This window comes from Microbacterium trichothecenolyticum, from assembly GCF_030818955.1.
In the GTDB taxonomy this organism is placed as follows: Bacteria; Actinomycetota; Actinomycetes; order Actinomycetales; family Microbacteriaceae; genus Microbacterium; species Microbacterium trichothecenolyticum_B.
Genome location: NZ_JAUTBF010000001.1, coordinates 1,453,001 through 1,476,967, shown reverse-complemented (window position 1 = coordinate 1,476,967; position 23,967 = coordinate 1,453,001). Strand labels below are relative to the sequence as shown.

Annotated in this window: 15 protein-coding genes and 2 pseudogenes; 11 read left to right on the top strand and 6 right to left on the bottom strand. The window is 69.3% G+C overall.

What is annotated here, in order from left to right:
- Positions 1–152: 152 nt before the first annotated feature.
- From QE412_RS07060 to QE412_RS07020, 9 genes and pseudogenes are all read left to right on the top strand, one after another.
- A complete protein-coding gene (locus tag QE412_RS07060; protein WP_307481545.1) occupies positions 153–2,297 on the top strand; it encodes a M60 family metallopeptidase in 2,145 nt (714 codons plus the stop codon).
- Between the two features lie 335 nt (positions 2,298–2,632).
- Positions 2,633–6,865, top strand: coding sequence for an Ig-like domain-containing protein (locus QE412_RS07055; RefSeq protein ID WP_307481543.1), 4,233 nt, complete (start codon positions 2,633–2,635; stop codon positions 6,863–6,865).
- A 251-nt stretch (positions 6,866–7,116) separates the two neighbouring features.
- Positions 7,117–8,547 (top strand): diaminopimelate decarboxylase, encoded by a 1,431-nt coding sequence (gene lysA / locus QE412_RS07050; RefSeq protein WP_307481541.1) that lies wholly within the window; start codon positions 7,117–7,119, stop codon positions 8,545–8,547.
- Positions 8,544–9,942, top strand: a pseudogene (locus QE412_RS07045) (homoserine dehydrogenase). The gene lysA and the pseudogene QE412_RS07045 overlap by 4 nt, the downstream one beginning before the upstream one ends.
- A gap of 2 nt (positions 9,943–9,944) precedes the next feature.
- A complete protein-coding gene (gene thrC / locus QE412_RS07040) occupies positions 9,945–11,027 on the top strand; it encodes a threonine synthase (protein ID WP_307481539.1) in 1,083 nt (360 codons plus the stop codon).
- Entirely contained in the window at positions 11,024–11,956 is a 933-nt protein-coding gene (gene thrB, locus QE412_RS07035; protein WP_307481538.1) for a homoserine kinase, read from the top strand. The genes thrC and thrB overlap by 4 nt, the downstream gene beginning before the upstream one ends.
- A 153-nt stretch (positions 11,957–12,109) precedes the next feature.
- Positions 12,110–14,365: a transcription termination factor Rho gene (gene rho, locus QE412_RS07030; protein ID WP_307481537.1), complete on the top strand. Its 2,256-nt coding sequence runs from the start codon at positions 12,110–12,112 to the stop codon at positions 14,363–14,365.
- A 33-nt stretch (positions 14,366–14,398) separates the two neighbouring features.
- Positions 14,399–15,475, top strand: coding sequence for a peptide chain release factor 1 (prfA, locus tag QE412_RS07025; protein WP_307487069.1), 1,077 nt, complete (start codon positions 14,399–14,401; stop codon positions 15,473–15,475).
- 320 nt (positions 15,476–15,795) lie between these two features.
- A complete protein-coding gene (locus tag QE412_RS07020; protein ID WP_307481536.1) occupies positions 15,796–16,737 on the top strand; it encodes an endonuclease domain-containing protein in 942 nt (313 codons plus the stop codon).
- A gap of 63 nt (positions 16,738–16,800) precedes the next feature.
- Here the strand turns inward: QE412_RS07020 and QE412_RS07015 are convergent, their stop codons facing one another.
- The 3 genes and pseudogenes from QE412_RS07015 to QE412_RS07005 all read right to left on the bottom strand — a co-directional run bounded on the left by QE412_RS07015 (position 16,801) and on the right by QE412_RS07005 (position 19,265).
- Positions 16,801–16,941: a hypothetical protein gene (locus tag QE412_RS07015; protein WP_307481534.1), complete on the bottom strand. Its 141-nt coding sequence runs from the start codon at positions 16,939–16,941 to the stop codon at positions 16,801–16,803.
- A gap of 157 nt (positions 16,942–17,098) precedes the next feature.
- Positions 17,099–18,202: pseudogene (locus QE412_RS07010) on the bottom strand (amidase); the annotation flags it as partial.
- Between the two features lie 76 nt (positions 18,203–18,278).
- The gene (locus QE412_RS07005) at positions 18,279–19,265 is read right to left on the bottom strand and encodes an AraC-like ligand-binding domain-containing protein (RefSeq protein ID WP_307481532.1); all 987 of its coding nucleotides are present in this window, start codon (positions 19,263–19,265) and stop codon (positions 18,279–18,281) included.
- Positions 19,266–19,483: 218 nt separating this feature from the next.
- On the opposite strand from QE412_RS07005, the gene QE412_RS07000 reads away from it, so the two are divergent.
- A complete protein-coding gene (locus tag QE412_RS07000; RefSeq protein WP_307481531.1) occupies positions 19,484–20,737 on the top strand; it encodes an acyl-CoA dehydrogenase family protein in 1,254 nt (417 codons plus the stop codon).
- 114 nt (positions 20,738–20,851) lie between these two features.
- Here QE412_RS07000 and QE412_RS06995 read toward each other — a convergent pair whose 3' ends face one another.
- The 3 genes from QE412_RS06995 to cysK all read right to left on the bottom strand — a co-directional run bounded on the left by QE412_RS06995 (position 20,852) and on the right by cysK (position 22,953).
- Positions 20,852–21,286 carry an Ohr family peroxiredoxin gene (locus QE412_RS06995; RefSeq protein WP_307481529.1) on the bottom strand — a complete coding sequence of 145 codons (435 nt, stop codon included), beginning with the start codon at positions 21,284–21,286 and terminating at the stop codon, positions 20,852–20,854.
- 156 nt (positions 21,287–21,442) lie between these two features.
- Complete coding sequence (gene epsC / locus QE412_RS06990; RefSeq protein ID WP_307481527.1) at positions 21,443–22,012, bottom strand: serine O-acetyltransferase EpsC; 570 nt, start codon at positions 22,010–22,012, stop codon at positions 21,443–21,445.
- A gap of 2 nt (positions 22,013–22,014) precedes the next feature.
- The gene (cysK, locus tag QE412_RS06985) at positions 22,015–22,953 is read right to left on the bottom strand and encodes a cysteine synthase A (RefSeq protein ID WP_307481525.1); all 939 of its coding nucleotides are present in this window, start codon (positions 22,951–22,953) and stop codon (positions 22,015–22,017) included.
- Positions 22,954–23,052: 99 nt separating this feature from the next.
- On the opposite strand from cysK, the gene prmC reads away from it, so the two are divergent.
- Positions 23,053–23,964: a peptide chain release factor N(5)-glutamine methyltransferase gene (gene prmC, locus QE412_RS06980; protein WP_307481524.1), complete on the top strand. Its 912-nt coding sequence runs from the start codon at positions 23,053–23,055 to the stop codon at positions 23,962–23,964.
- Positions 23,965–23,967: the final 3 nt, after the last annotated feature.

Below are 23,967 nucleotides of genomic sequence, written 5' to 3'. Positions count from 1 at the left end.
TGCCTAGCCCCCTGTCGCGTCGCACGATCGTCACTGCCGGCGTCTGGTCCACACCAGCGCTCGTGCTGACCACCGCGGTGCCTGCATACGCAACCAGCACCGGAGGGGCGGCGACTCTCACACTGGATCGTTCACGTCTCTACCCCGACGAGATGACGACGGTTCGTGTCACGCGCGCCGATGAGGCGGGGCGCCCCCTGGCGGGTGAACCCGTCTGGGTGGGGGTGGCCGACGCGGGGCTGGTGCGGATAGAGCAGCCGTCGGGAGTGACGGACGCCGCCGGTGTCTTCTCGACATCGCTGCGTGTGCTGACGGGTGCAGCTGCCGCGACGACCACCGTGACGGTGTCATCATCGGGTGCGACGGCGACGGCGTCCCTAGAGGTGCGCGAGGTGTCGGTGATCATGCACGACGCGACGGGTGCCTCCACGACGGTGATGGTTCTGCCGCATGGCAACCAGGATGCCGTGCGCGACATCGAGAACCGAGGGTTCACGCACAGCGACTTGCAGCCGACCGGCCGGTGGGTGCGCGCCAACGACGTGCTCGACGTCGACGTGACGGCAGGCCCGGTGGAGTCTGTGCTGCTGTGGTTCGGGGCGCGGGGCCCCTGGCAGGATCTCAACGGCGGGCAGAACGTCGATGTGACCAGCATCAGCCTGACTGCCGGCCGGCAACAGATCACGGCACCGCGTGACGGCATCGTCTTCGTGTCGAACTCCTCGACCGAGAAAGTCGCCACCGCGACCATCTCGGGAGGGCGTGCGCACCCGGTGTGGGTGAAGAATCGCACGAGAGCGGATGAGTTCGCGGCGCAGCTGGCGGACTTTTCCGCGGCGCCGGTGGTGTCGCTGGTCGGGGAACGTGTCTTCGTCGATGTTCAGAGACGCCTCGTCGAAGATCTGCGCTCCCGCGGAGTTTCGTGGGACCCGGCCGACGTGGTCATGCGCCTCGACCGCGTGCTGGAGTACACCTGCGATGTGTACGGGCTCACCTACGCGGCGGTGGGTGTCGCGCGCAAGCACCCGGGCCGTGTCTACTTCTCGGGCGCCGACTCGGGCGCGGGCTGGGCGTTCGCGACGAATCAGTGGCTGTGTTTCCAGATCAACACAGGCGCGAGCGAGACGCTTCTGACCACCCCCGACAACTGGGGGACGTGGCATGAAGTGGGCCACACCTTCCAGACACCGTCGTACACCTGGGGTGGGCTCGGCGAGGTGACCGTCAACATCTCATCGCTCGCCCTGCAGCAGCGGCTCACGGGCGCGCATCGCCTCGACGAGTGGCCCGAGGCCAAAGATCGCATCGCGCGGTACTTCGATCAACCCGTGACAGATCGCCGGTTCTGGGATCTGATCAACGAGAACCCGTTTTATCCGCTCTTCTTCTTCGATCAGTTGCGCCAGTCATTCGGCGAGGGCTTCTATCCGGCGGTCGATCAGAGGTACCGGGTGCGACGAGGCCAGGGGATGACGATGCCCTACGCAGACCAGGAGAAGATCGACATGTTCGCGCAGGTCGCATCCGAGGTGGCAGATCGTGATCTGGCTCCGTTCTTCGCCGAGTGGGGCCTATCGCTGTCGGCATCCGTCATCTCATCGACGGCTGCCTATCCTTCCTTGGAGCACCAGATCGCGGCGGCGATCGACTCGCGCGACGCGTTCGTGGAACGACGGGTCGGATACAACGTGCCGCTCGGAAACCTTTCGGGCGAGGGGATGACGTTGGACCTGGGTGACAATCAGGCGACGGGCGGTGAGGTGACGGGGCTGACGAGTCTGGCGGGAACGCCGAGTCGATTGGTGTCGCGCGGGTCGGCGGCGATCAACGTCGGTCCCGGCCAGGGGCACCTTTTCGCCGTCCTCGAGGCCGATGACCGCACTCCCGAGCTCCTCATCCAGGCCGTCGACGTGACCGTCAACTCGGCTTTGGAGTTCGTGGGAATCTACGACATCCGCGCGGGCTGGGTGGGAATCAGCCGAGACGGTACTCATCTCGTCGCCACCTCGACGGGCTTCGCCCCGCACGACTACTACTTCCAGGGCAAGCTCTACTACGAGCTCACGCTGCTCAACGCTCGCGGCGCGACGGTCGCCACGGTGAGCGTGAACGGCGACGAGACGCATGACAAGGTGGTCCGCGCGTTGAATGGTGTCGCCTGCGGCGACGGCTACCGCCTTCGGGTGCGGGCGGCCGAGCCGGTGCGGGTGCGGACCTACACCGATAGCCAAAAGGTCGGGTCGCTGTCGACATCGCCGCGCACGCTGACGATGCGCGGAGGTCGGTTCCGGTTCTGATCGGGATGCCTGGTGAGCGGTGTGTGGAGCGCTCCGACGTGGTGATGTCTGGAGGTCTCGCGGCGTGGGTGACCGCCTCGCCAGAGGCGGGTGAAACTTTGAGCGAGATCGCTTCGGTGATGGTGACGCAGGTGTCTGGCCGCTCCCGGGTCATGCATTTATACATGTGCCGTACTCAGCGGATTCTGGGCGCACGCGCGCTCGTGGCGCTCTGAATCACCCGGCGAGTCTCACGGAGCGACTTCGTTCGGCGCGTGCACGAGCCGTCGTACTTTCGGGCATGCGGAGCCGATCGCTGGCCGCACCTGTTCGCTCGAGACCTGAGGAGTCTGCCCGTGTCGTCTGCTCGTATCCTTCCCCCCGATGAGCGTGTCGAGGAGGGCCTCGGCTCGCCTCTTTCACGCCGCACCGTCGTCGCTGCGGCGGCGTGGAGTGTTCCTGCGCTGTCGATCGCGTCGGCGACGCCGGCTTTCGCGAATGCGTCGCAGGCGTCGAACCTGACCATCGCCGGTCCGTCGTCAGGTGTGCCGGCGTCGGGCGCGGTGCCGATGACGGTGACCGTGAAAGACGCGCAGGGGCAGCCGCAGGCGGGTCAGCCGGTGTCGTTCAGCGGTCCCGATGGCTCGAGCTTCGATGCGGCTGATGGCGTGACCAACGGTGCGGGTCAGTACACCGCGAATTTCAACCTGAACAAGCCGTGGGCCACTCCGGGCTCGACGGTGAGCGTTTCGGCGGTGTCGGCGAACGCGAATGCGACGCAGTCGTTCGCCGTGTTGGGTGCGAACCTGATCGCCTGGGGTTCGGGAGTGTTCGGCATGAGCGGTCTTGGCACCGGTGACAACACGCCGACTCCGTCTCAGGTGATGAAGGTCTTCCCGTCGCCGGTGGTGCAGGTGGCGCAGGGCGGGAACAACTTCACGCTGTTCCGTCTCGACAACGGCGATGTCTGGGGCGTCGGGCGCAACAGTCAGGGCCAACTCGCTGATGGGACGACGACGGACCGGTATTGGCCGCCGCAGCGGATCCCGAACCTGTCGAATGTGGTCGACATTGCGGCCGGGTATCAGACCGGGTATGCCGCGCTGGCTGACGGGACGGTGCGGTCGTGGGGTGTGAACGCGTTCTCGGCATTGGGGAACGGCAACGACTACAACACGCAGAGTTTCTCCACGTCGGTCGTGACTGTCCAGGGCGCCAGTGGTGTGGTGAAGGTTGCGGGCGGGTCGTGGTTCGGTCTGGCGTTACGTAGTGATGGCACCGTGATCGGGTGGGGTCGCAACGGGTTCGGTCAGTTGGGGGATACGACGAGTACCGAAAGGACGTCGGCGGTGCAGGTCGTCGGGGTGTCGGGGGTGACGCAGATCGCGGCGACGTCGGTGGCGGGGTATGCCCTGCGGACCGATGGCACCATCATGGCGTGGGGCGGTAACTGGAAGGGCCAGATGGGCGACGGTTCGACCCAGTCCGGCAACCGTTACACCGCTGCTCCCGTGGTCAACATCTCGAACGCGGTGAAGATCGCGGCCGCCGGTCAGACCGGGTACGCGTTGATGGCCGACAAGACGGTGATGGCGTGGGGCGATGGCGAGAACGGGGAGCTCGGAAACGGGGCGTCGGCCGCCTCGGCGACGCCGGTGGCCGTTCAGGGACTGTCCAATGTCGCGGAGGTCGCCGCCGGTTTCGCTCTGAAGAACGACGGCACGGTGTGGACGTGGGGTGTGAACGACCACGGCCAGATCGGCAACGGGTACACCGGAAACCCCTCCAACGTTCCCGTGCAGGCGAACCTTCCGGCGGGTATCCCTGTCACATCGCTGGGTGGGAGTAGCAGTGTCGACGCGCGTTTCGCGATCGCGGGCGCCCTGACGCTCAATGTCGACGTGGTCCAGACGCAGGTGTCGGCCGGATCGGCCGGAACGGTACAGGCCAAAGTGTCCACCGGATCGACCGGGGTAGCCGGGGCGACGGTATCCCTCACAGCCACAGGCAACGCTGTCCTCGGTGTGACCTCGGGAGCGACAGATTCGTCAGGTGTTTTTCAGACAACTGTCACACCCGATGCGTGGACGAGGCCGGGTGCCCAGCTCAAAGTGAGTGGATCGACGGATGCCGCCTCGAGTGCGGACTTCTTCTCGGTGTTGGGTGCGAATTATTTGGCGTCGGGGCGTCAGGTTGGTGGTCCTGCCACTGGAAGCCAGTGGACCGACACGCCGACGCAGGGCTTGACGTTGCTCCCGTCGCCGGTGAAGCAACTTGTCGGTGGTGATGCGTCGTTGGCGGCTCTCTTGCAGGACGGGACCGTGTGGACGGCGGGCGACAACGGCTACGGCCAGTTGGGTGATGGTTCGGGGGTCAGCTCGCGTAACGCCTGGGGGAAAGTTCCGGGGTTGTCGGGCGTGACGCAGCTTGCTGCCGGTCGGAACCACTTCTTCGCGTTGATGGCGGACAAGACTCTGCGTGCGTGGGGGCCGAACTGGTACGGGAATCTCGGCGACGGCACAGCGACGGATCGCCCGACGCCGGTGGCAGTGGCGAACCTGTCGAATGTCGTGCAGATCGCTTCGGGGTCGTGGAACGGTTACGCGCTGCTGGCGGATGGAACGGTCTGGGGATGGGGGGAGAACAGTTGGGGCGGTGCCGTCGGGAACAACTCGTCGACGGACCAGTACACGGCAGTCCGCGTCCAGGGCCTGAACAACGTGACGGTGACGCAGGTCACCGGTGGCGGTGCGAGCGGCTACGCCCTGCTGTCGGACGGAAGCGTCCGGGCATGGGGATACAACGGAAACGGTCGACTCGGCGACAACACGACCACCGACCGGTGGACGGCCGTCACTGTCCCCGGGCTGTCAGGGGTGAAGCAGGTGTCTGGCTCGAGCGACGCCGTCTACGCGCTGCTGACGGACGGGACGGTGAAAGCGTGGGGCAAGAACGACTCCGGGCAGGTGGGAGACGGGTCGACCACTGATCGCTGGACGCCCGTTTCCGTGACCGGATTGGCCAACGTGTCCGTCATCTCCGGCGGTGCCGCGTCTGCATACGCGCTTCTGGCCGACGGCACGGTCAAGGCATGGGGAAGCAACAGCATCGGCGCTCTCGGCGACGGCTCCTCCACCAACAGGAGCGCGCCGGTTTCCGTGATCGGACTGTCCGGTCACGTGATCACCGCGATCGGTGAGGGCATGCGCAACTGGAACCAGTACTACATCACAGGAGACTCGACGCTCGCAGTCAACGTCGATGCTTTCGTTTCCGCAGGACAAGCCGGCTCGGTACAGGCCAAGGTAATGGCGGGGTCTACCGGAGTCGGCGGTGCTTCAATTTCCCTGTCTGCGACGGGGAGCGCGGTTCTTGGCGCATCCTCGGGGGCCACAGCATCCTCCGGCGTCTTTCAGACAACTGTCACGCCCGAAGCGTGGACGCGCCCAGGAACTGTGCTGAGCGTAAGCGCCGTGAGCGGCCCCAATTCTGCGAGGGCTGCCTTCTCGGTGTTGGGTGCGAATTATCTGGCGTCGGGTCGTCAGCAGGGCGGGGCTGCGGGAGTCAACTGGACGTCTACTCCGACGCAGGGTTTGACGTTGTTCCCGTCGCCCGTCAAGCAAATCGTCGGCGGTGACGCGTCGCTGGCGGCACTTCTGAAGGATGGGACTGTCTGGACCGCGGGCGATAACGGTTACGGCCAATTGGGTGACGGGTCCGGTGTCAGCTCGCGGAATGCATGGGGCAAGGTTCCGGGCTTGTCGGGTGTGACCCAGCTCGCGGCAGGGCGCAATCACTTCTACGCGTTGATGTCGGATAAAACCCTGAAGGCGTGGGGTCCGAACTGGTACGGGAACCTCGGAGATGGGACGACCACGGACAGCGCTATTCCCGTTGCGGTGAGGAACCTTACGAACGTGGCGCAGATTGCCGCGGGTTCGTGGAACGGATACGCCCTGTTGGCGGACGGGACCGTCTGGGCGTGGGGAGAGAACAGCTGGGGTGGAGCGGTCGGCAACAACTCTGCGACGGACCAGTACACGCCCGTGAAAGTGCAGGGTCTCGATAACGTGACCGTCGCGCAGGTGTCGGGTGGCGGTGCGAGCGCTTATGTTCTGCTGACCGACGGTACGGTCCGGGCGTGGGGATACAACGGCAATGGCCGGCTGGGGAACAACTCGACGACGGATAGCTGGACGGCAATCGCTGTGCCCGGTCTTTCCAGCGTGAAGCAGATCTCGGGTTCGAACGATTCCGCGTACGCCCTTCGTTCGGACGGCACCGTGGTGGCGTGGGGCAAGAACGACTCCGGGCAACTCGGCGATGGTTCGACGACCGACCGGTGGACGCCTGTCTCGGTGACTGGTTTGTCGGGAGTGTCGGTCGTCTCCGGTGGGGCGGCATCCGCATACGCACTGCTTACCGATGGAACGGTCAAGGCATGGGGAGCCAACAGCACTGGCGGCCTTGGAGACGGAACGACGACCACGCGTACTACCCCGGTCTCCGTTATAGGACTCTCCGGCCGGGCGATCACCGCGATCGGTGAGGGCATGCGCAACTGGAACCAGTACTACATCACGGCGTGAACGCCAACGACGGGTTCCCTTGCGGTCGCGACGGTGCGAGGGAACCTGTCGGTCTGATCATGGTCAGCGGGTATGAGGGGCGGCGCTGGATGCGCCGCCCCTCAGCTATGTGTCAATCCTCGAGCGCCCCGGGAAGGGAGCGGCATACGCCGTGCTCTAGACTTGCGGGGTTGTCACCGCGTGACTCTCCGCGGGGGCAGCAGCCGTGATCCGCGGCCGTCGCGTCGCCGCAAAACCCGATTGGTTCCTCTGTGTCCGCCTCGCACTCTGCGCTCGTGCCCGAGTGGCTCGTTGCCCCGGCCGAAGCGAATGAGCTCGTCGCGCCCATCTGGCCGTCGTCCGCCCACCGCGTCGACGACGGTTCCGTCGAGATCGGCGGGGTCTCAGTCTTCGACTTGCGCGATCGTTTCGGCACTCCTCTGTACGTGCTCGACGAGGACGAGGTGCGCCAGCACGCGCGTCGCGCGAAGAACGCCTTCGCGGCCGCGGCCGCGCGTCACGGCATCCAGGCGCGCGTGTACTACGCGGGCAAGGCCTTCTTGTCGACCGAGGTCGTGCGCTGGGTCGTCGACGAGGGTCTCTCGGTCGACGTCTGCACGCGCGGTGAGCTCGAAGTCGCCCTCGCCGGGGGTGCGGACCCCGCGCGGCTGGGCTTCCACGGCAACAACAAGAGCGTCGGCGAACTGCAGCGTGCCGTCGAGGTGGGCATCGGCTCGGTCGTCGTGGACAGCCCCATCGAGATCGAGCGACTCGCCGCCATCGCGGACCGGCAGGGCGTCGTCCAACCGGTGCTCGTGCGCGTGCGTACCGGTGTGCATGCCGAGACCCACGCCTTCCTCGCCACCGCTCACGAGGACCAGAAGTTCGGCTTCTCGCTTGAGGGTGCGGCCGAGGCCGTCGCCCGCATCCGAGAGCTGCCGAGCCTGCGCTTCGTGGGTCTGCACGCGCACATCGGCTCGCAGATCTTCGACTCCAGCGGCTTCCGCGAGTCGGCCGCGCGTCTGGTCGACCTGCACGCCGACCTGCTCGCCGGGGGAGAGATCCCGCTGCTGAACGTCGGCGGCGGCTTCGGCATCTCGTACACCGCGGTCGACGACCCGAGGCCCATCGAGGAGATCGCCGACGGCATCCTGGATGCCATCGCCGACGAGTGCGCGGTGCGCGGCATCCCGATGCCCGACGTCGCCACCGAGCCCGGCCGCGTGATCGTCGGCCAGGCAGGGGTCACCCTCTACGAGGTCGGCACCGTCAAGACCGTCACCGCGGCCGAGAACCTGGAGCGCACCTACGTGAGCGTCGACGGCGGCATGAGCGACAACGCCCGCCCCGCGCTCTACGGCGCGGACTTCTCGGCGCGCATCGTGTCGCGCACCAGCTCGGCGACTCCGGCGCTCTCGCGCGTGGTCGGGCATCACTGCGAGTCGGGTGACATCGTCGTGGATGCCGAGTACCTCCCCGCCGACGTCACGCCCGGCGATCTGCTGGCCGTGCCCGCCACCGGCGCCTACTGCTTCTCGCTGGCGAGCAACTACAACTACACGCCGCGCCCTCCCGTCGTCGCGGTTCGCAACGGCGAGGCCCGCGTGATCGTGCGCGGCGAGACCGTGGCCGACCTCCTTTCGCGCGACGCCGGGATCCCGGCATCCGCCCCCACCGCAACACCCCACGGAGACACCGAATGACCGACTACCGCACGCTTCGCGTGGCGCTCCTCGGCGCCGGCGCCGTCGGCTCGCAGGTCGCCGACCTGCTGCTCAAGCACGGCGACGAGCTCGCCGACCGCGCGGGCGCCAAGCTCGAACTCGCCGGCATCGCCGTCCGCAACGTCGACTCCAAGCGCGACGCCGACCTCCCGCGCGAACTCTTCACGACGGATGCCGAGACCCTCATCGTCGGCTCCGACATCGTCATCGAGCTGATGGGCGGCATCGAGCCCGCCCGCACGCAGGTGCTGCACGCGATCGCCTCGGGCGCCGACGTCGTCACCGCCAACAAGGCGCTGCTGGCCACCCACGGCTCGGAGGTCTTCGAGGCCGCCGATCAGGTCGGCGCCGAGGTGTACTACGAGGCCGCCGCCGCCGGCGCCATCCCGATCATCCGGCCGCTGCGCGACTCGCTCGCCGGCGACCGTGTGGTGCGCATCATGGGCATCGTCAACGGCACGACGAACTACATCCTCGACCGCATGGACACCGAGGGCGCCGACTTCGCCGACGTGCTCGCCCAGGCGCAGGAGCTCGGGTACGCCGAGGCCGACCCGACGGCCGACGTCGAGGGCTACGACGCCGCGCAGAAGGCCGCGATCCTGGCCAGCCTCGCCTTCCACACCACCGTGCCCCTGGATGCCGTCCACCGCGAGGGCATCACCTCCGTCGACGCCACCATGATCGAGTCGGCGCGTCACGCGGGATACGTCATCAAGCTGCTCGCCGTGTGCGAGCGCCTGACGGCCGAGGACGCCTCGGAGTCCATCTCGGTGCGCGTCTACCCCGCCCTCGTCGACCGTTCGCACCCGCTGGCCAGCGTCCACGGCGCCAACAACGCCGTCTTCGTGCAGGCCGAGGCTGCGGGTGACCTCATGTTCTACGGCGCGGGTGCGGGCGGCGTGCAGACCGCGTCGGCGGGTGCTCGGCGACGTCGTGTCCGCCGCGCGGCGCCACATCGCCGGGGGAGTCGGCGTGGGCGAGTCGACGCGTGCGAACCTCCCCGCCGTGCCCATCGGACACGTCATCACGCGCTACCAGATCACGCTCGAGGTCGACGACAAGCCGGGCGTGCTCGCCACGGTCGCCGGCATCCTCAGCGAGGGTCGCGTCTCGATCGCCACCGTCGAGCAGACGGTCATCGAGGCATCCGCCGCTTCGACGAGCTCAGCGACCAAAGCGGAAGGTTCAGCGACCAAAGCGGAAGGTTCAGCGACCGAAGCAGAAGGCTCAGCGACCGGCGCGGGATCCGCGCGTCTGGTCATCGGAACACACAAAGCCCGCGAGCAGGACCTGAGCGAGACCGTCGAGCGTCTCGCCGCGAGCGGCGTCGTCGAGCGCGTGGTCTCCGTGCTGCGCGTGGAAGGGAACTGAACATGGCACACCTCTGGCGCGGAGTCCTCCGCGAATACGCCGACCGTCTGGGCGTGACCGACGCCTCCACCGTCGTCACCCTCGGCGAGGGCGGCACGCCGCTGCTGCCCGCCCCGTCGCTGTCGCGCCGCACCGGCGCCGACGTGTGGGTGAAGTTCGAGGGCATGAACCCCACCGGCTCCTTCAAGGACCGCGGCATGACCGTCGCGCTCTCGCGCGCCGTCGAGCACGGCGCCAAGGCCGTCATCTGCGCCTCGACGGGCAACACCTCGGCCTCGGCCGCGGCCTACGCCGCGCACGCCGGCATCACCGCCGCGGTCCTCGTGCCCGAGGGCAAGATCGCGATGGGCAAGCTCAGCCAGGCCGTCGCCCACAACGGCCGGCTCATCCAGATCCGCGGCAACTTCGACGACTGCCTCGAGATCGCCCGTGAGCTCGCCGACCACTACCCGGTGCACCTGGTCAACTCGGTCAACCCCGACCGCATCGAAGGCCAGAAGACCGCCGCGTACGAGGTCGTCGAGGTGTTGGGCGACGCTCCCGACTTCCACTTCATCCCCGTCGGCAACGCCGGCAACTACACCGCGTATTCGCGTGGTTATCGCGAAGAGGCCGCGCGCGGCGTCGCCACCACGGTGCCCCGTATGTTCGGCTTCCAGGCGGCCGGCTCCGCCCCGCTCGTGCGCGGCGAGGTCGTGAAGAACCCCGAGACGATCGCCAGCGCGATCCGCATCGGCAACCCCGCCTCGTGGGAGCTCGCGCTCGAAGCGCGCGACGCCACCGACGGGTACTTCGGCGCGATCGACGACGCCCGCATCCTCGAGGCGCAGAAGATCCTCGCCGGCGAGGTCGGCATCTTCGTCGAGCCCGCCTCGGCGATCAGCGTCGCGGGTCTGCTTGACCGGGCCGAGGCCGGGGTCGTCCCCGCCGGCGCCAAGGTCGTGCTCACCGTCACCGGTCACGGCCTCAAGGACCCCCAGTGGGCCCTGCGCCAGGCTGACGGCACGACCGTCGAGCCCACCGTCGTCGACGCGACCACCTCGGAGGTCGCCTCGGTGCTCGACCTGCAGCCGGTGACCGCGTGACCACAGGCCCCGGCCGTCGGGTCGCGGTGCGCGTTCCTGCCACGAGCGCGAACCTCGGACCCGGCTTCGACACCCTCGGCCTCGCGCTGAGCGTTTACGACGAGCTCGTCGTCGAGCAGCTCGACGGCGACCGCCTCGAGATCGAGGTCTCGGGCGAAGGCACGGACGACGTGCCCCGCGACGCGTCGCACCTCGTCGTGCGCGCCATGGCGCACACATACGCCTCGGTGGGGCGCACCCTGCCGGGGCTCCGGCTGACCGCGCACAACGTGATCCCGCACGGGCGGGGCATGGGGTCCTCGGGCGCGGCGGTGGTAGCCGGCATCCTGGCTGCCAAGGGCCTGCTCGAGGGTGAGGTCGTCTTCAGCGACGTCGACCTGCTGCGTCTGGCCACCGAGCTGGAGGGACACCCCGACAACGTCGCGCCCGGCCTGTTCGGCGGACTCACGATCGCCTGGATGGATGCCGAGGGCCCCCAGCACAAGCAGCTCATCGTGCACCGCGGTGTGTCGCCGCTGGTCTTCGTGCCGAGCTTCACGATGTCGACCGCCGTCGCGCGGAGCCTTCAGCCGCTGCAGGTGCCGCGCGAGGACGCGGTGTTCAACGTCTCGCGCTCGGCCCTGCTGATCGCCGCGATGACCCAGAGCCCCGAGCTGCTGATGGCCGCGACCGAAGACAAGCTGCATCAGAACTACCGCGCCCAGGCGATGCCCGAGACCGACCGCCTCGTGCGGGCGCTCCGCGCCGAGGGATACGCGGCTGTCGTCTCGGGTGCGGGGCCGAGCGTGCTCGTGCTCGCCGACGGGCCGGGGCAGCGACTTGCCGCTGCAGATCTCATGGCATCCGTGGTCGACACCCCGTGGCAGGCGCTCATGCTCGCCGTCGACGTCAAGGGTGGTACAGTGAAAAACGCAGAGGGTTCCGCGTAAGTCGCGAATCTGAGCCTCTGCACCACCTGCGAAATCCGCAACACATCGCGAACCCGGTCTCGGCTGCAGTCTCCCGAACCGCTGGTGTCTCTTCGTCTGCGTTCTGCATGGCGAAGCGCGATCTGATCACGTTTCATTTTCTGAGGAGCACTCGTGGAGTCCATCTCCGAGACCCAGCCCGTCGACGCGCTCGAGGCCGTCGAGACCCCCGCCGACGAGCAGCCCACCGCTGACTCGCAGGCTGCCGAGGACACGGCTACCGACACCCCCGTCACCGAGCCGGCCGACGCCGCCGCGGAGTCCGATAGCGCGGACGCCGAGACCCCGGCCGCCACTGTCGACGCCGAGCCTGTCGCCGACGAGCAGCCCGAGGCGCTGTTCACCGACGACACACTGGCCGCGGCAGCCCCCGTCGCCGACGCGGCTGCGGCCGACGACGCTTCGGCTGCGGCGACGGCAGCCGAGCCCGTCGCCGCCGAGACCGTTGTCGTCGCGGAGGAGGCCGCGCCGGCCACCACCGCCGACGAGGCCGCGCCCGCCCCCGCCGCTGAGGAGGCCGCGCCCGCCGACAAGCCCGCCCGCGCGCCGCGCAAGCGAGCACCTCGCCGTGCGACGACCGCCAGCGCGAAAGAGAAGGCCGCCGCCGCGGAGGCCGCAGCCGAGGCCGCCGCCGCGTCCGACGCTGCCGCTGCGTCGGACGCGACCGCGACCACCCCCGCGACGACCGCCGCCGATGTCGCCGACGATGCCGCAGCGCAGACCGCCACCGACGCCGCAGCAGCCACGCCCGCGGCCGACGCGCCCGAGAACGAAGCGCCCATCACCGAGGCGCCCACGGCCGACGCGGAAACCGCCGACACCGACGCACCCGTCGATGGTGCCGCGCCCGCCGAGCAGGCAGCCGACTCCGCGGCCGAGGACTCGGCATCCGAGACGCCCGACGCCGAGAGCCCCGCCGCCGAACAGGCCGACGAGACCCCCAGCCGAGGCCGTGGCCGCAGCCGCTCGCGCAACCGCAACCGCAACAAGGCCGACGCGCCCGCTGATGCCGCCGCGCAGCCCACCGCCGACGACGCCGAGGCGCCGCAGCAGGGCGGCCAGCAGGCCGGCAACCAGCGCGACGCGCAGCAGAACGGTCAGCAGAACCAGCAGCAGGGCGGCGCCAACAGCCGCAACCGCCAGCGCAACAAGCGCCGTGGTCAGAACACCACGGGCGACGAGTTCGAGACCGAGATCGGCGAAGACGACGTGCTCGTACCGATCGCCGGTGTGCTCGACGTGCTCGACAACTACGCGTTCGTCCGCACCACCGGATACCTCCCCGGCCCGAGCGACGTGTACGTCTCGCTCGGCCAGGTGAAGAAGTACAACCTCCGCAAGGGCGACGCCGTCGTCGGCTCGATCAAGCAGCCGCGCGAGGGCGAGCAGCAGGGGCGTCAGAAGTACAACGCTCTCGTTCAGGTCGACTCGATCAACGGCCTGTCCGTCGACGACGCCGCCGCCCGCGTCGAGTTCAACAACCTCACGCCGCTCTACCCCCAGGAGCGCCTGCGCCTCGAGACCGGCCCCGAGAAGCTCACGCAGCGCATCATCGACCTGGTCGCCCCGGTCGGCAAGGGCCAGCGCGGCCTGATCGTCGCGCCCCCCAAGGCCGGCAAGACGATCGTGCTGCAGCAGATCGCGAACGCGATCGCGACGAACAACCCCGAGGTCCACCTCATGGTCGTGCTCGTCGACGAGCGCCCCGAAGAGGTCACCGACATGCAGCGCACCGTGCGCGGCGAGGTCATCGCCTCGACGTTCGACCGCCCGGCCGAAGACCACACCACGGTCGCGGAGCTCGCGATCGAGCGTGCGAAGCGTCTGGTCGAGCTCGGCCGCGACGTCGTCGTGCTGCTCGACTCGATCACCCGCCTCGGCCGCGCCTACAACCTGGCGGCGCCCACCTCGGGCCGCGTGCTCTCGGGCGGTGTCGACGCCTCGGCGCTGTACCCGCCGAAGCGCTTCTTCGGTGCCGCGCGCAACATCGAGAACGGCGGATCGCTCACGATCCTCGCGACCGCGCTGGTGGAGACCGGCTCCAAGATGGACGACGTGATCTTCGAGGAGTTCAAGGGCACCGGCAACAGCGAGCTGCGCCTGAACCGCCAGCTCGCCGACAAGCGCATCTTCCCCGCCGTCGACGTCAACGCCTCGAGCACCCGTCGCGAAGAGATGCTGCTGTCGAACGACGAGGTCAAGATCACCTGGAAGCTCCGCCGTGCGCTGGCCGGTCTCGAGCCCCAGCAGGCCCTCGAGGTCGTGCTCGGCAAGCTCAAAGAGACGCAGTCGAACGTCGAGTTCCTCGTGCAGATGCAGAAGTCGATCCCGGCGCCCGCGCGCGGCGGTGACGACAACAGCATCCGCTGATCCGTGGGCGCTGAGCCTGCCGAAGCGTCCGGCATCTTCGAGTCCGTCCGCGGGCTGCTCGATGAGCACCGCGCGGTCGAGCTCGAGCTCAACGACCCGGCGGTCCACGCCGACGCGGCGCGCGCGAAGCGGGTCAACCGGCGATACGCCGAGCTGAACCGCATCGTGCACGCGTACGGGGCCTGGGTCTCGGCATCCGACGATCTGGATGCCGCGCGCGAGCTCGCTCGCGAAGACGCGGCGTTCGCCGACGAGGTGCCGGCCCTGGAGGAACGGGTCGCCGAGACGCAGGAGCGTCTGCGGCGCCTGCTCATCCCGCGCGACCCCGACGACGCGCGCGACGTGATCATGGAGATCAAGGGCGGCGAGGGCGGGGCCGAGAGCGCCCTGTTCGCGGCCGATCTGCTGCGCATGTACCTGCAGTACGCGGCATCCATGGGGTGGAAGACCGAGCTGCTCGAGCGCACCGAGTCCGACCTCGGCGGCTACAAGGACGTCCAGGTCGCGATCAAGGGCTCGTCCAGCGACCCGGCTCAGGGCGTGTGGGCGCACCTGAAGTACGAGGGCGGCGTGCACCGCGTGCAGCGCGTGCCGGCGACCGAGTCGCAGGGGCGTATCCACACCTCGACGACGGGCGTGCTGGTGTTCCCCGAGGTCGACGAGCCCGAAGAGGTCGCGATCGACCCCAACGACCTCAAGATCGACGTCTTCCGCTCGTCGGGCCCCGGCGGCCAGTCGGTGAACACGACCGACTCGGCCGTGCGCATCACGCACGTGCCCACCGGGATCGTCGTGTCGATGCAGAACGAGAAGTCGCAGCTGCAGAACCGCGAGGCCGGCATGCGCGTGCTGCGCGCCCGCCTGCTCGCCAAGCAGCAGGAAGAACGGGATGCCGTGGCGGCCGACGCGCGCCGCTCGCAGATCCGCGGCATGGATCGCTCGGAGCGCATCCGCACCTACAACTTCCCCGAGAACCGCATTGCGGACCACCGCACCGGCTACAAGGCCTACAACCTCGACCAGGTGATGGACGGCGCCCTCGGCCCGATCATCGAGTCGGCGATCACCGCCGACGAAGAGGCACGTCTGGCGGCTCTCGCCGGCGAGTGAGCCCCCGGCGCGTCCGAGGGGTGAGTCACAGGCGCGTGACTTCGGGCAAACGCCCGCCAAGACGCCGCCGGGGCGTGCGTTCGGCCGAAGTCAGCGTCGTCGCGAGGCACGGGACGAGCCAGGGGCGTGACGCAGGACGCTGACTTGGGGCTTTTGTACGGCGGAGGCGGGGGATTGCGCGCGTTTGGCCGAAGTCAGCCGGGGGGCTCGGCGGGGCGCGCAGGATGGGCCGCGCGACCTAGCGGCAGCGGTGTCGGGCGGGCGTGGCGGCTTGTGGACAACGCACGGGGCGACGCCTCCCAGGGCGGCAGGATGTCGGGATGACATCGCCTTCCGTTCACGTCTTCACCACCGGCGACGCGCTCCGCGAGGGCGCCACGCGGCGCTTCGTCGACTCCCGACAGTGGGCGCGACCGTTCCACGGTGTGCGGATGTCGCCGAGCGGAGAAGACACCGACGTACACCCCGCGACGCAGCGCGAGCGCAGAATTCTCACCCGGGTCGAGGCGTATCGCGCGATCATCGGATCCCACGCCTTCTTCTCCCACTCCACCGCGGCTCTCCTGTGGGCCATGCCCCTTCCCCCTCTGACGGACGATGTCGTGCACGTCTCCGTTGTCGCACCCGCGCGCGCGCCGGAAGGGCGAGGCGTCCGTGGACATCAGTTGAAGCCGCACGGGGTGGGTGTGCGGACCTCCTCGAGCGGTGCTCTCCTCACTGACCCCGCCACGACCTGGGCCCTGCTCGGGTCAGAGCTTCGGCATCCGTACGACCTCGTCGCCGCGGCCGACGCCGCCGTGACGAGCGTCCGCGTGGCGGGGCCGCGGGGTCGCGTCATCCGTGATCCGCTGGTGACGATCGAGGAGCTGCAAGCGGCTGTGGATGCCGCGCCAAAGCGACGTGGCATCGTCGCGGTGCGAGATGCGCTCCCTCGGGTTCGTGTCGGCTCGGCGTCTCGGACCGAGTCCTGGACTCGGCTGACACTCGTGGACGGCGGCCTGCCCGAACCCGTTCTGAATCATGACGTGTACGACGTCGACGGCTTCGTCGGTTGCATCGACCTGGCCTATCCGGACGTGCGCGTCGGCGTGGAGTACGAGGGCGACCAGCATCGGACGGATCCCGCGCAGTGGCAACGCGACCTGGAACGCTACGAACGTCTGGCGGCGGCGGGGTGGCGGATCGTGAGGGTGACGCGAGCCATGCTCTTCCGTCGCCCCGATCTCCTCGTGAGACTCGTCGGCGACGCGCGGGCTCGATGACTTCCGGCTTCCGTACGCCGCGGGAGGTCACAGGCGCGCGTATGGCCGAAGTCAGCGCGAAAGTCAGGCGTCCCAGACGGGCGGGTGGGGGAGAGGGCCGCGGCGGTGCTCGAGCTGGGCGGCGAGCGACAGCAGCGTCGCCTCGCCGCCGGGACGGCCGATGAGCTGTACCGACACGGGGTGTCCCATGGCATCGGTGGTCACCGGCAGCGTCAGGGCGGGAAGCCCGGCGACGTTGACGAAGCTCGAATACTGGCGCGTACTCGACCTGCATCGCGAACGTGCGCTCGGGACTGTGCCCGGCGTACGCGCCCACCGGCTGCGGCTTCTGCGCCAGGGCGGGCGTGAGCACCGCGTCGAAAGCGGCGAAGTCGGCGATCGTGCGCCGTTCGAAGGCCCGCGCGGAGGAGAGGCCGCCGAGCAGATCGAGCGCCGACAGGCGGCGCCCCTCGGCGACGAGCCACGCCGTCAGCGGCTCGACGAGGGTCATGTCGTCGTCGCTCAACGGAATCCTCGCCGCGCTCGCGCGCCACAGCACGTGGAAGAGCGAGGCGTAGCCGAAGGGATGCCAGTCGGCAGCGGTCACGTCGTGTCCCGCGTCGCTCAGCCAGGCGCCGGCCGTCTCGAACGCGGCGCGCGCGTCGGGGTCCAGCACGATGTTTTCGTCGTCGTCCCACGGCGACACGGTCGTGACACCGACCCGCAAGAGTCCGGGCGGGCGCCGAGCGGCGTCGACGAACGGACCGGAACCGGCGGCGGCGGTGGCATACGTGAACGGTGCGAGCCCGACGAGCGCGTCGAGCAGCAGCCCTGCGTCCTCGGCGGTCCGCGCGATCGGGCCCGTGACCGAGAGACCGTCGGGAGAGTCGAAGCCCGAACCGATCGGCAGGCGGCCGCGCGAAGGCTTGAGCCCGACGACGCCGACCGTGGCGGACGGGATGCGGATGGACCCGCCGCCGTCGGAGCCCACCGCCGCGGGCAGCAGGCCCGCCGCGACCGCGACCGCAGCGCCGCCGCTGGACCCGCCCGCCCCGGCGGACAGCCTCCACGGGTCGCGCGCCGGTGCGTGGATGAGCGGCTCGGTGAACCCGGTGAGCCCGAACTCGGACGTGCTCGTCTTTCCCACGTTGACGGCGCCGGCGGCGTCGAGGGCCTCGGCGAGCGGATCGGATGCCGTGGGCACGAGGTGCGCTCGGGAGCGGGAGCCATAGCGGGTGGGCACGCCGGCGCGGGCGACGAGGTCTTTGTCGGCGAGGGGGACGCCCCACAGCGACCCGCGCGCGGGTCGGACGAGCGCGGAGACGCGACGCAGGGCGGCGTCCGGGGTCACCTCGGCGAACGCGCCCAGATCGGTGAACCGGGTGATGCGGTCGAGGTAGTGCGCCGCGAGGTCGCGAGGATCGAGCGAGCCGTCGCGTAGGGCGGCCACCTGCGCGACGAGCGACAGGTCGTGCGGGCGCGTCATGGTTCGAGCCTACGGCGTGCCCTTCTGGTGACCGGCTGCGCACCGCCCGCCGCGTGACGAGCGTCGTCGAGAACCGTCAGCCCGCGCGCATCTGCGCGAGATCTCCCGTGTCGAGCTGCGCGAGCACCTCGCGCGGAGTCTGGCCCAGGTGGTGGCGGAACGCACGGTGCAGGTGCGAGAGGTCGCTGAAGCCCCACTTCGCCGCCAGGTGCGTCATGGTGACACGCCCGCACTCGGCACGCAGGTCGTCGGCGCAGGCCAGCACACGCAGGCGCATCACGGTCTGCCCGAAGGTGAGGGGTGCGCTCTCGTACAACTGGTGAAGTTTGCGCACCGAGATGGCGAAATGTCGAGCGATCGCGGCAGGCGACGTGTCGACGAAGCGGATGTGGCGCTCGAGGTGATGCTCGATGCTCCGCCGCAGAATCTCGTCGCCGCCGTCCTCCTCGGCGACGGCCGCCGTCGGCGACGCGTGGGACAGCGCCCTGGTCAGCGACGCGACCGCGATGCCCACGGCATCCGCTTCGCCCGCGCTCATCCGCGACGCCTGCATCCACGAGGCGCGGACCGTGTCGGCGATCACCGCCCCGAGCCCGCTTCCGGCGGAGAAGGTGCGCGCGGTGGCGTTCGCCCGAAGACCGTCGGGGATGTCGCGCGCCGGCACGCGAAACGACACCGTGCGCCACGGGTCGAGGTAGTCGAGAGAGAACGGGCGAGTGACGTCGACGATAGAGAACGTCCCCGGACCCGACATGCTGCGTCGGCCGTCCTGCGCGACGATGCAGCGCCCGTCGAGCATCAGGTTGACGAAGACGACCTCGTCGTCGACGCGCTTCACCTCGTCGGGGCCGTGGTGGATGACCTGCGCGCAGGTGGCGATCTCGGCACCGTTCACCGGACCGAAGGGGCGGCTCTCGACATGCCCCTCGAGCCCGGTGCGCGTCCAGTCGTCGTGGGTGCCGCGCGCGGCCGGCCGCAGCGGGGTGAAGGCCGCGCACACGACCTCGCGCCAGTACGCGTACTGCTCCGACGGGCGCTTCTCGCGCGTGTCCCAGCGCTGCATGTGCTCCTCCTCGACGCTGTACGGATGTCGACGCACTACAGCAGAGCAACGTCCTGTTTCCCGGGGCGGCGTGCCACATGTCATCCCGGTAACGAACTGCTCACCGCGCTCTGCCGTGCACTGTCGTCCTCGTGGACGTGCACGCGGATCCAATCTCGGCCGTTCGCTGCGCTGCGACGCTACCCAGACCTTCACCCGAACGAACGAGGAGCACACCCGTGGCTATCGACTTCACCCTCTCCGACGAGCAGCTCGGTCTCCGCCTGCAGGCGCGCGAGTTCGCCGAGACCGTGCTCAGCCAGGTCCCCGACGTCATCGCGCCGATTCCCGACCCGCTCGACCGGTTCCGCGCCCTCAAGCCCTTCTACCAGCAGATGGTGGATGCCGGCTTCGTCAAGGGACTCATCCCCGCCGAGAACGGTGGGCAGCGCTTCAGCAACCTGCAGTTCGCCCTCGCCTGCGAGGAGCTCGCGCGCGTCGAGATCAACACCCCGACCATCGTCCTCGGCACCGGTCTCGGCACCTTCCCGATCATAACGGCGGGCACGCCCGAGCAGAAGGAGCGCTTCCTCGCACCCTTCGTCGACGGCAGTCCCGCTCTCGCGGCGATCGCGTTCACCGAGGCCGCGGGAGGCGCCAACTTCGACCACCCCGACCCCAAGTACGGCGTGCAGACTTTCGCCGTCCGCGACGGCGACGAGTGGGTCATCAACGGCCGGAAGGCGTACACGACCAACGCCTCGGGCTGGGACGACGAGGGCGCCGACATCATCAGCGTCGTCTGCCGCATCGACGAGACCAAGCCGCCGGCGGAGTCGCTCGCGATCATCGTCGTCGAGAAGGGCACGCCCGGTGTCACGTTCTCGGGCATCATCGACACGATCGGCCACCTCGCCACGAACTCGCCGTACGTGGACTTCGTCGATGTCCGGGTGCCCGTGGAGAACCTCATCGGCGTCCCCGGCGACGGGATGGCGTTGACCAAGGGTGCCTTCTCGTGGACGTGCTCCAGCATCGCCGCGGCGGCGGTCGGAAAGATGCGCCGCGCCTTCGAGATCGCGTACGACTTCGTCTCGACCGAGAAGCGCTCCGGCAGCGTGCCGGTCATCGACCACCAGAACGCCGGCTACATGCTCGCCGACATCAAGACCCGCATCGAGGTCGGCCGGTACTTCGCGTGGAAGGCCGCCGACCACTTCGACAAGACCGGGGGCCTGGACCGCGAGCTGTCGAACATGTCGAAGATCTACAACTCGGAGCTCGCCGTGCAGACCGTCTACGACGCGATGCGTCTGGTAGGCGTCGACTCCTACGGCGACCGCGTGCCGCTCGGCGACATCATGCAAGACGTGCTGTGCCTGCCGATCTACGACGGCGGCAACATGGGCGTGCGGCGTCGCCACCTGCACGAGATGCTGCGCACCCCCGGATACGACCACTTGGCCGCGGCGGAGAACCGCTTGTCGGTCTGACCGAGCCGCTTCTGTGCGGGCCCGCGGCGATGGTGGGCCCGCACAGAGGTGTTCGTCCGGCTTCCCGGGGGAGCTGCCGCCGTACGGGACGCGGAGACCTGCGTCGCGGAGACCTCAGACGGCGACGGCCGTGAAGTCGACGCGGTCCTCCAACAGGCGCGAGTACGGGCACAGGCGACGCGTGCGCTCGACCAGCTCTTGCGCGGTCGCCAGGTCGACCCCGGGCAGATGCACCTCGAGCCGGACCGCGATCGCGAACCCGATATCGCTGGGCCCGATCGCCACCTCCGCGGAGATGACCGCTCGCGTCGGATCGATGTCGGAATCGTCGTCGAGGGCGAGCGGTAGGATGCCGCCGAAGCACTTCGCGAGAGCCGCGCCGAACAGCTGCTGCGGGTCGGTGCCGTCGCCACCGGGACCGCCGAGGTCGACGGGGATGCCGATGTCGAGATCGAGGCGGCCGTCGTCGCTCGTGACGCGCGGCTGCGCGTCGTTCGTCGAGGTGACCCGGGTGCGGTACAGCGTCTTGGTGATGCGGGCGTGACTCATGGGTTCTCCTCGGTGGGACTCTGCGGCGGTCGCCTGGACGCTGCGGTGCGCGTGCGTCGACGACCGTGGATGCCCTGACCAACGCCCGCGGCGTGGAACCCTGACCCGCCGGAGCAGGCTTTCACCCTGACAGCCGGGGGGTTTAGCCCGCCGCGTTCAGATCGAGTACTCCGGCGCCGTCAGCAGGGCGCGCGTGTCTTCGCCGCTTCGACGTGAGCGGGTTTTCGCCGGCACGCCCACCAGCACGCTGTCGGCGGGCGCGTCGCGCGTGACGACGGCGTTCGCGCCGACGACCGAGCGTGCGCCGACGGTGATGGGCCCCAGGATCTTCGCCCCCGCGCCGACCGCGACCCCATCGTGAAGGGTGGGATGCCGTTTGCCGCCCTCGCGCTGCCGGCCGCCGAGGGTGACGCCGTGATACAGCATCACGTCATCGCCGACTTCCGCGGTCTCGCCGATCACGACGCCCATGCCGTGGTCGATGAAGAAACGTCGACCGATCGTCGCGCCGGGGTGGATCTCGATCCCCGTGAGCCATCGCGTCGCTTGCGAGAGCGCCCGCGCCGCGAACCGCAGACGTCGCTGCCACAGGCGGTTCGCGACGCGGTATGACCACACCGCGTGCAGACCCGGGTACAGCAGGGCGATCTCGATCCCGCCGCGCGCCGCGGGATCGCGGAGCTTGGCGGACGAGATGTCTTCGCGGATGCGGGAGAGAACCCCCACCGTCAGTCTTCGCGCAGGTGCTCGTAGAGCGCGGTCGAGAGGTAGCGCTCGCCGTACGACGGGATGATCACGACGATGTTCTTGCCGGCGGCTTCGGGGCGCTTCGCGACCTCGAGGGCTGCCCAGATCGCGGCGCCCGACGACATGCCGACGAGGATGCCGTCTTTGGCCGCGGTCTCGCGCGCGAGGCGGATGGCGTCATCGAACTCGACGTCGATGACCTCGTCGATGATGTCGCGGTCGAGGATCGCGGGCACGAAGTTGGGGCCGATGCCCTGGATCTTGTGCGGGCCGGGGTGGCCCTTGGTGAGCACGGGGGAGTCGGCCGGTTCGACCGCGACCACCTTCACGCCGGGCACGCGCTCCTTGAGCACCTGCCCGACACCCGTGATGGTTCCGCCCGTGCCGATGCCGGCGACGAAGTAGTCGACTTTGCCGTCGGTGTCACGGAGGATCTCTTCGGCCGTGGTCTTGCGGTGGATGGCCGGGTTGGCCTCGTTCTCGAACTGCCGGGCCCACACCGCGCCCGGGGTCTCGGCCACGATGCGCTTGGCTTCTTCGACGGCGTACGACATGCCCTTGGTGGGGTCGGTGAGCACGAGGTCGGCGCCGAACGCCTTCAGCAGGATGCGGCGCTCCTTCGACATCGAGGCCGGCATCGTCAGGATCACCTTGTACCCGCGCGCGGCACCGACCATGGCCAGCGCGATGCCGGTGTTGCCGCTCGTGGACTCGACGATCGTGCCGCCCGGCTTCAGCTCGCCCGAGGCCTCGGCCGCGTCGACGATGGCGATGCCGAGGCGGTCCTTCACGCTGGAGGCGGGATTGTAGAACTCGAGCTTGGCCAGGATCTGCGCCTCGGTCCCCTCCGCGACGCGGTTCAGGCGCACCAGCGGCGTGTCGCCGAACGCAGAGGTGATGTCGGAGTGGATGCCGGGCATGGCTCGCCTTTCGCCGTCGATCGAATCGTCCTCATTTTAGGTGAGCCCACCGACACCCGACGTTCGTATGACGATGCGCGACTAAACTGGGCTCCCGTCATGCGTGAGACCCTCCCGGCCCCCGTTCCCGCGACGCCCGCACCCGCGACCCCCGGCTCCGTCGCCGATGTCGTGCGCGCCGTCGCCGCGCGCTTGGCGAGCGCGGGTGTCCCCGATGCTCACGTCGACGCCGAGCTCCTCGTCGCACACGTGCTCGACTCCTCTCGCGGTGGGGTGCAGGCGGCCGCGATCCGCGGAGACCGGATGCCGGAGTCCGCCGCCGCGGCCCTGACCCCGCTCGTCGACCGCCGTTGTGCACGCGAGCCCCTGCAGCACCTCACCGGTCTGGCGCCCTTCCGCTCGATGGAGCTCGCCGTCGGCCCCGGCGTGTTCGTGCCGCGCCCCGAGACCGAGATGGTGGCGCAGTTGGCCATCGACGCGCTGCGTTCGGTGGCATCCGAGAATCCGATCGCCGTCGACCTCGGCACCGGCAGTGGCGCGATCGCCCTGGCCCTGGCGACCGAGGTGCCGCACGCGCGGGTGTACGCGGCGGAGAACTCCGTCGACGCGTTCATCTGGACGAAAGAGAACGTCGCCCGTATCGGCGCGCGCAACGTCACGCTCGCCTTCATCGACCTCGCCGACGCCTTCCCCGAGCTCGATGGAACCGTCTCGGTCGTGGCATCCAATCCCCCCTACGTTCCCGACGACGCGATCCCGCGCGATCCCGAGGTGCGGCTGTTCGACCCGCCGGCGGCGCTCTACGGCGGACCCGACGGATTGGATGCCGTACGGCAGCTGAGCCGCGTCGGACTGCGGTTGGCGCATCCCGGCGGAACGATCGTCATCGAGCACGGCGAGTGGCAGGGGGCGGCGATCCGCGAGATCCTCGCCGCGGACGGCTGGCGTGCAGCGGCGACGCATCCCGACCTCACCGCGAGGGACCGCGCGACCACGGCCGTGCGGCCATGACCA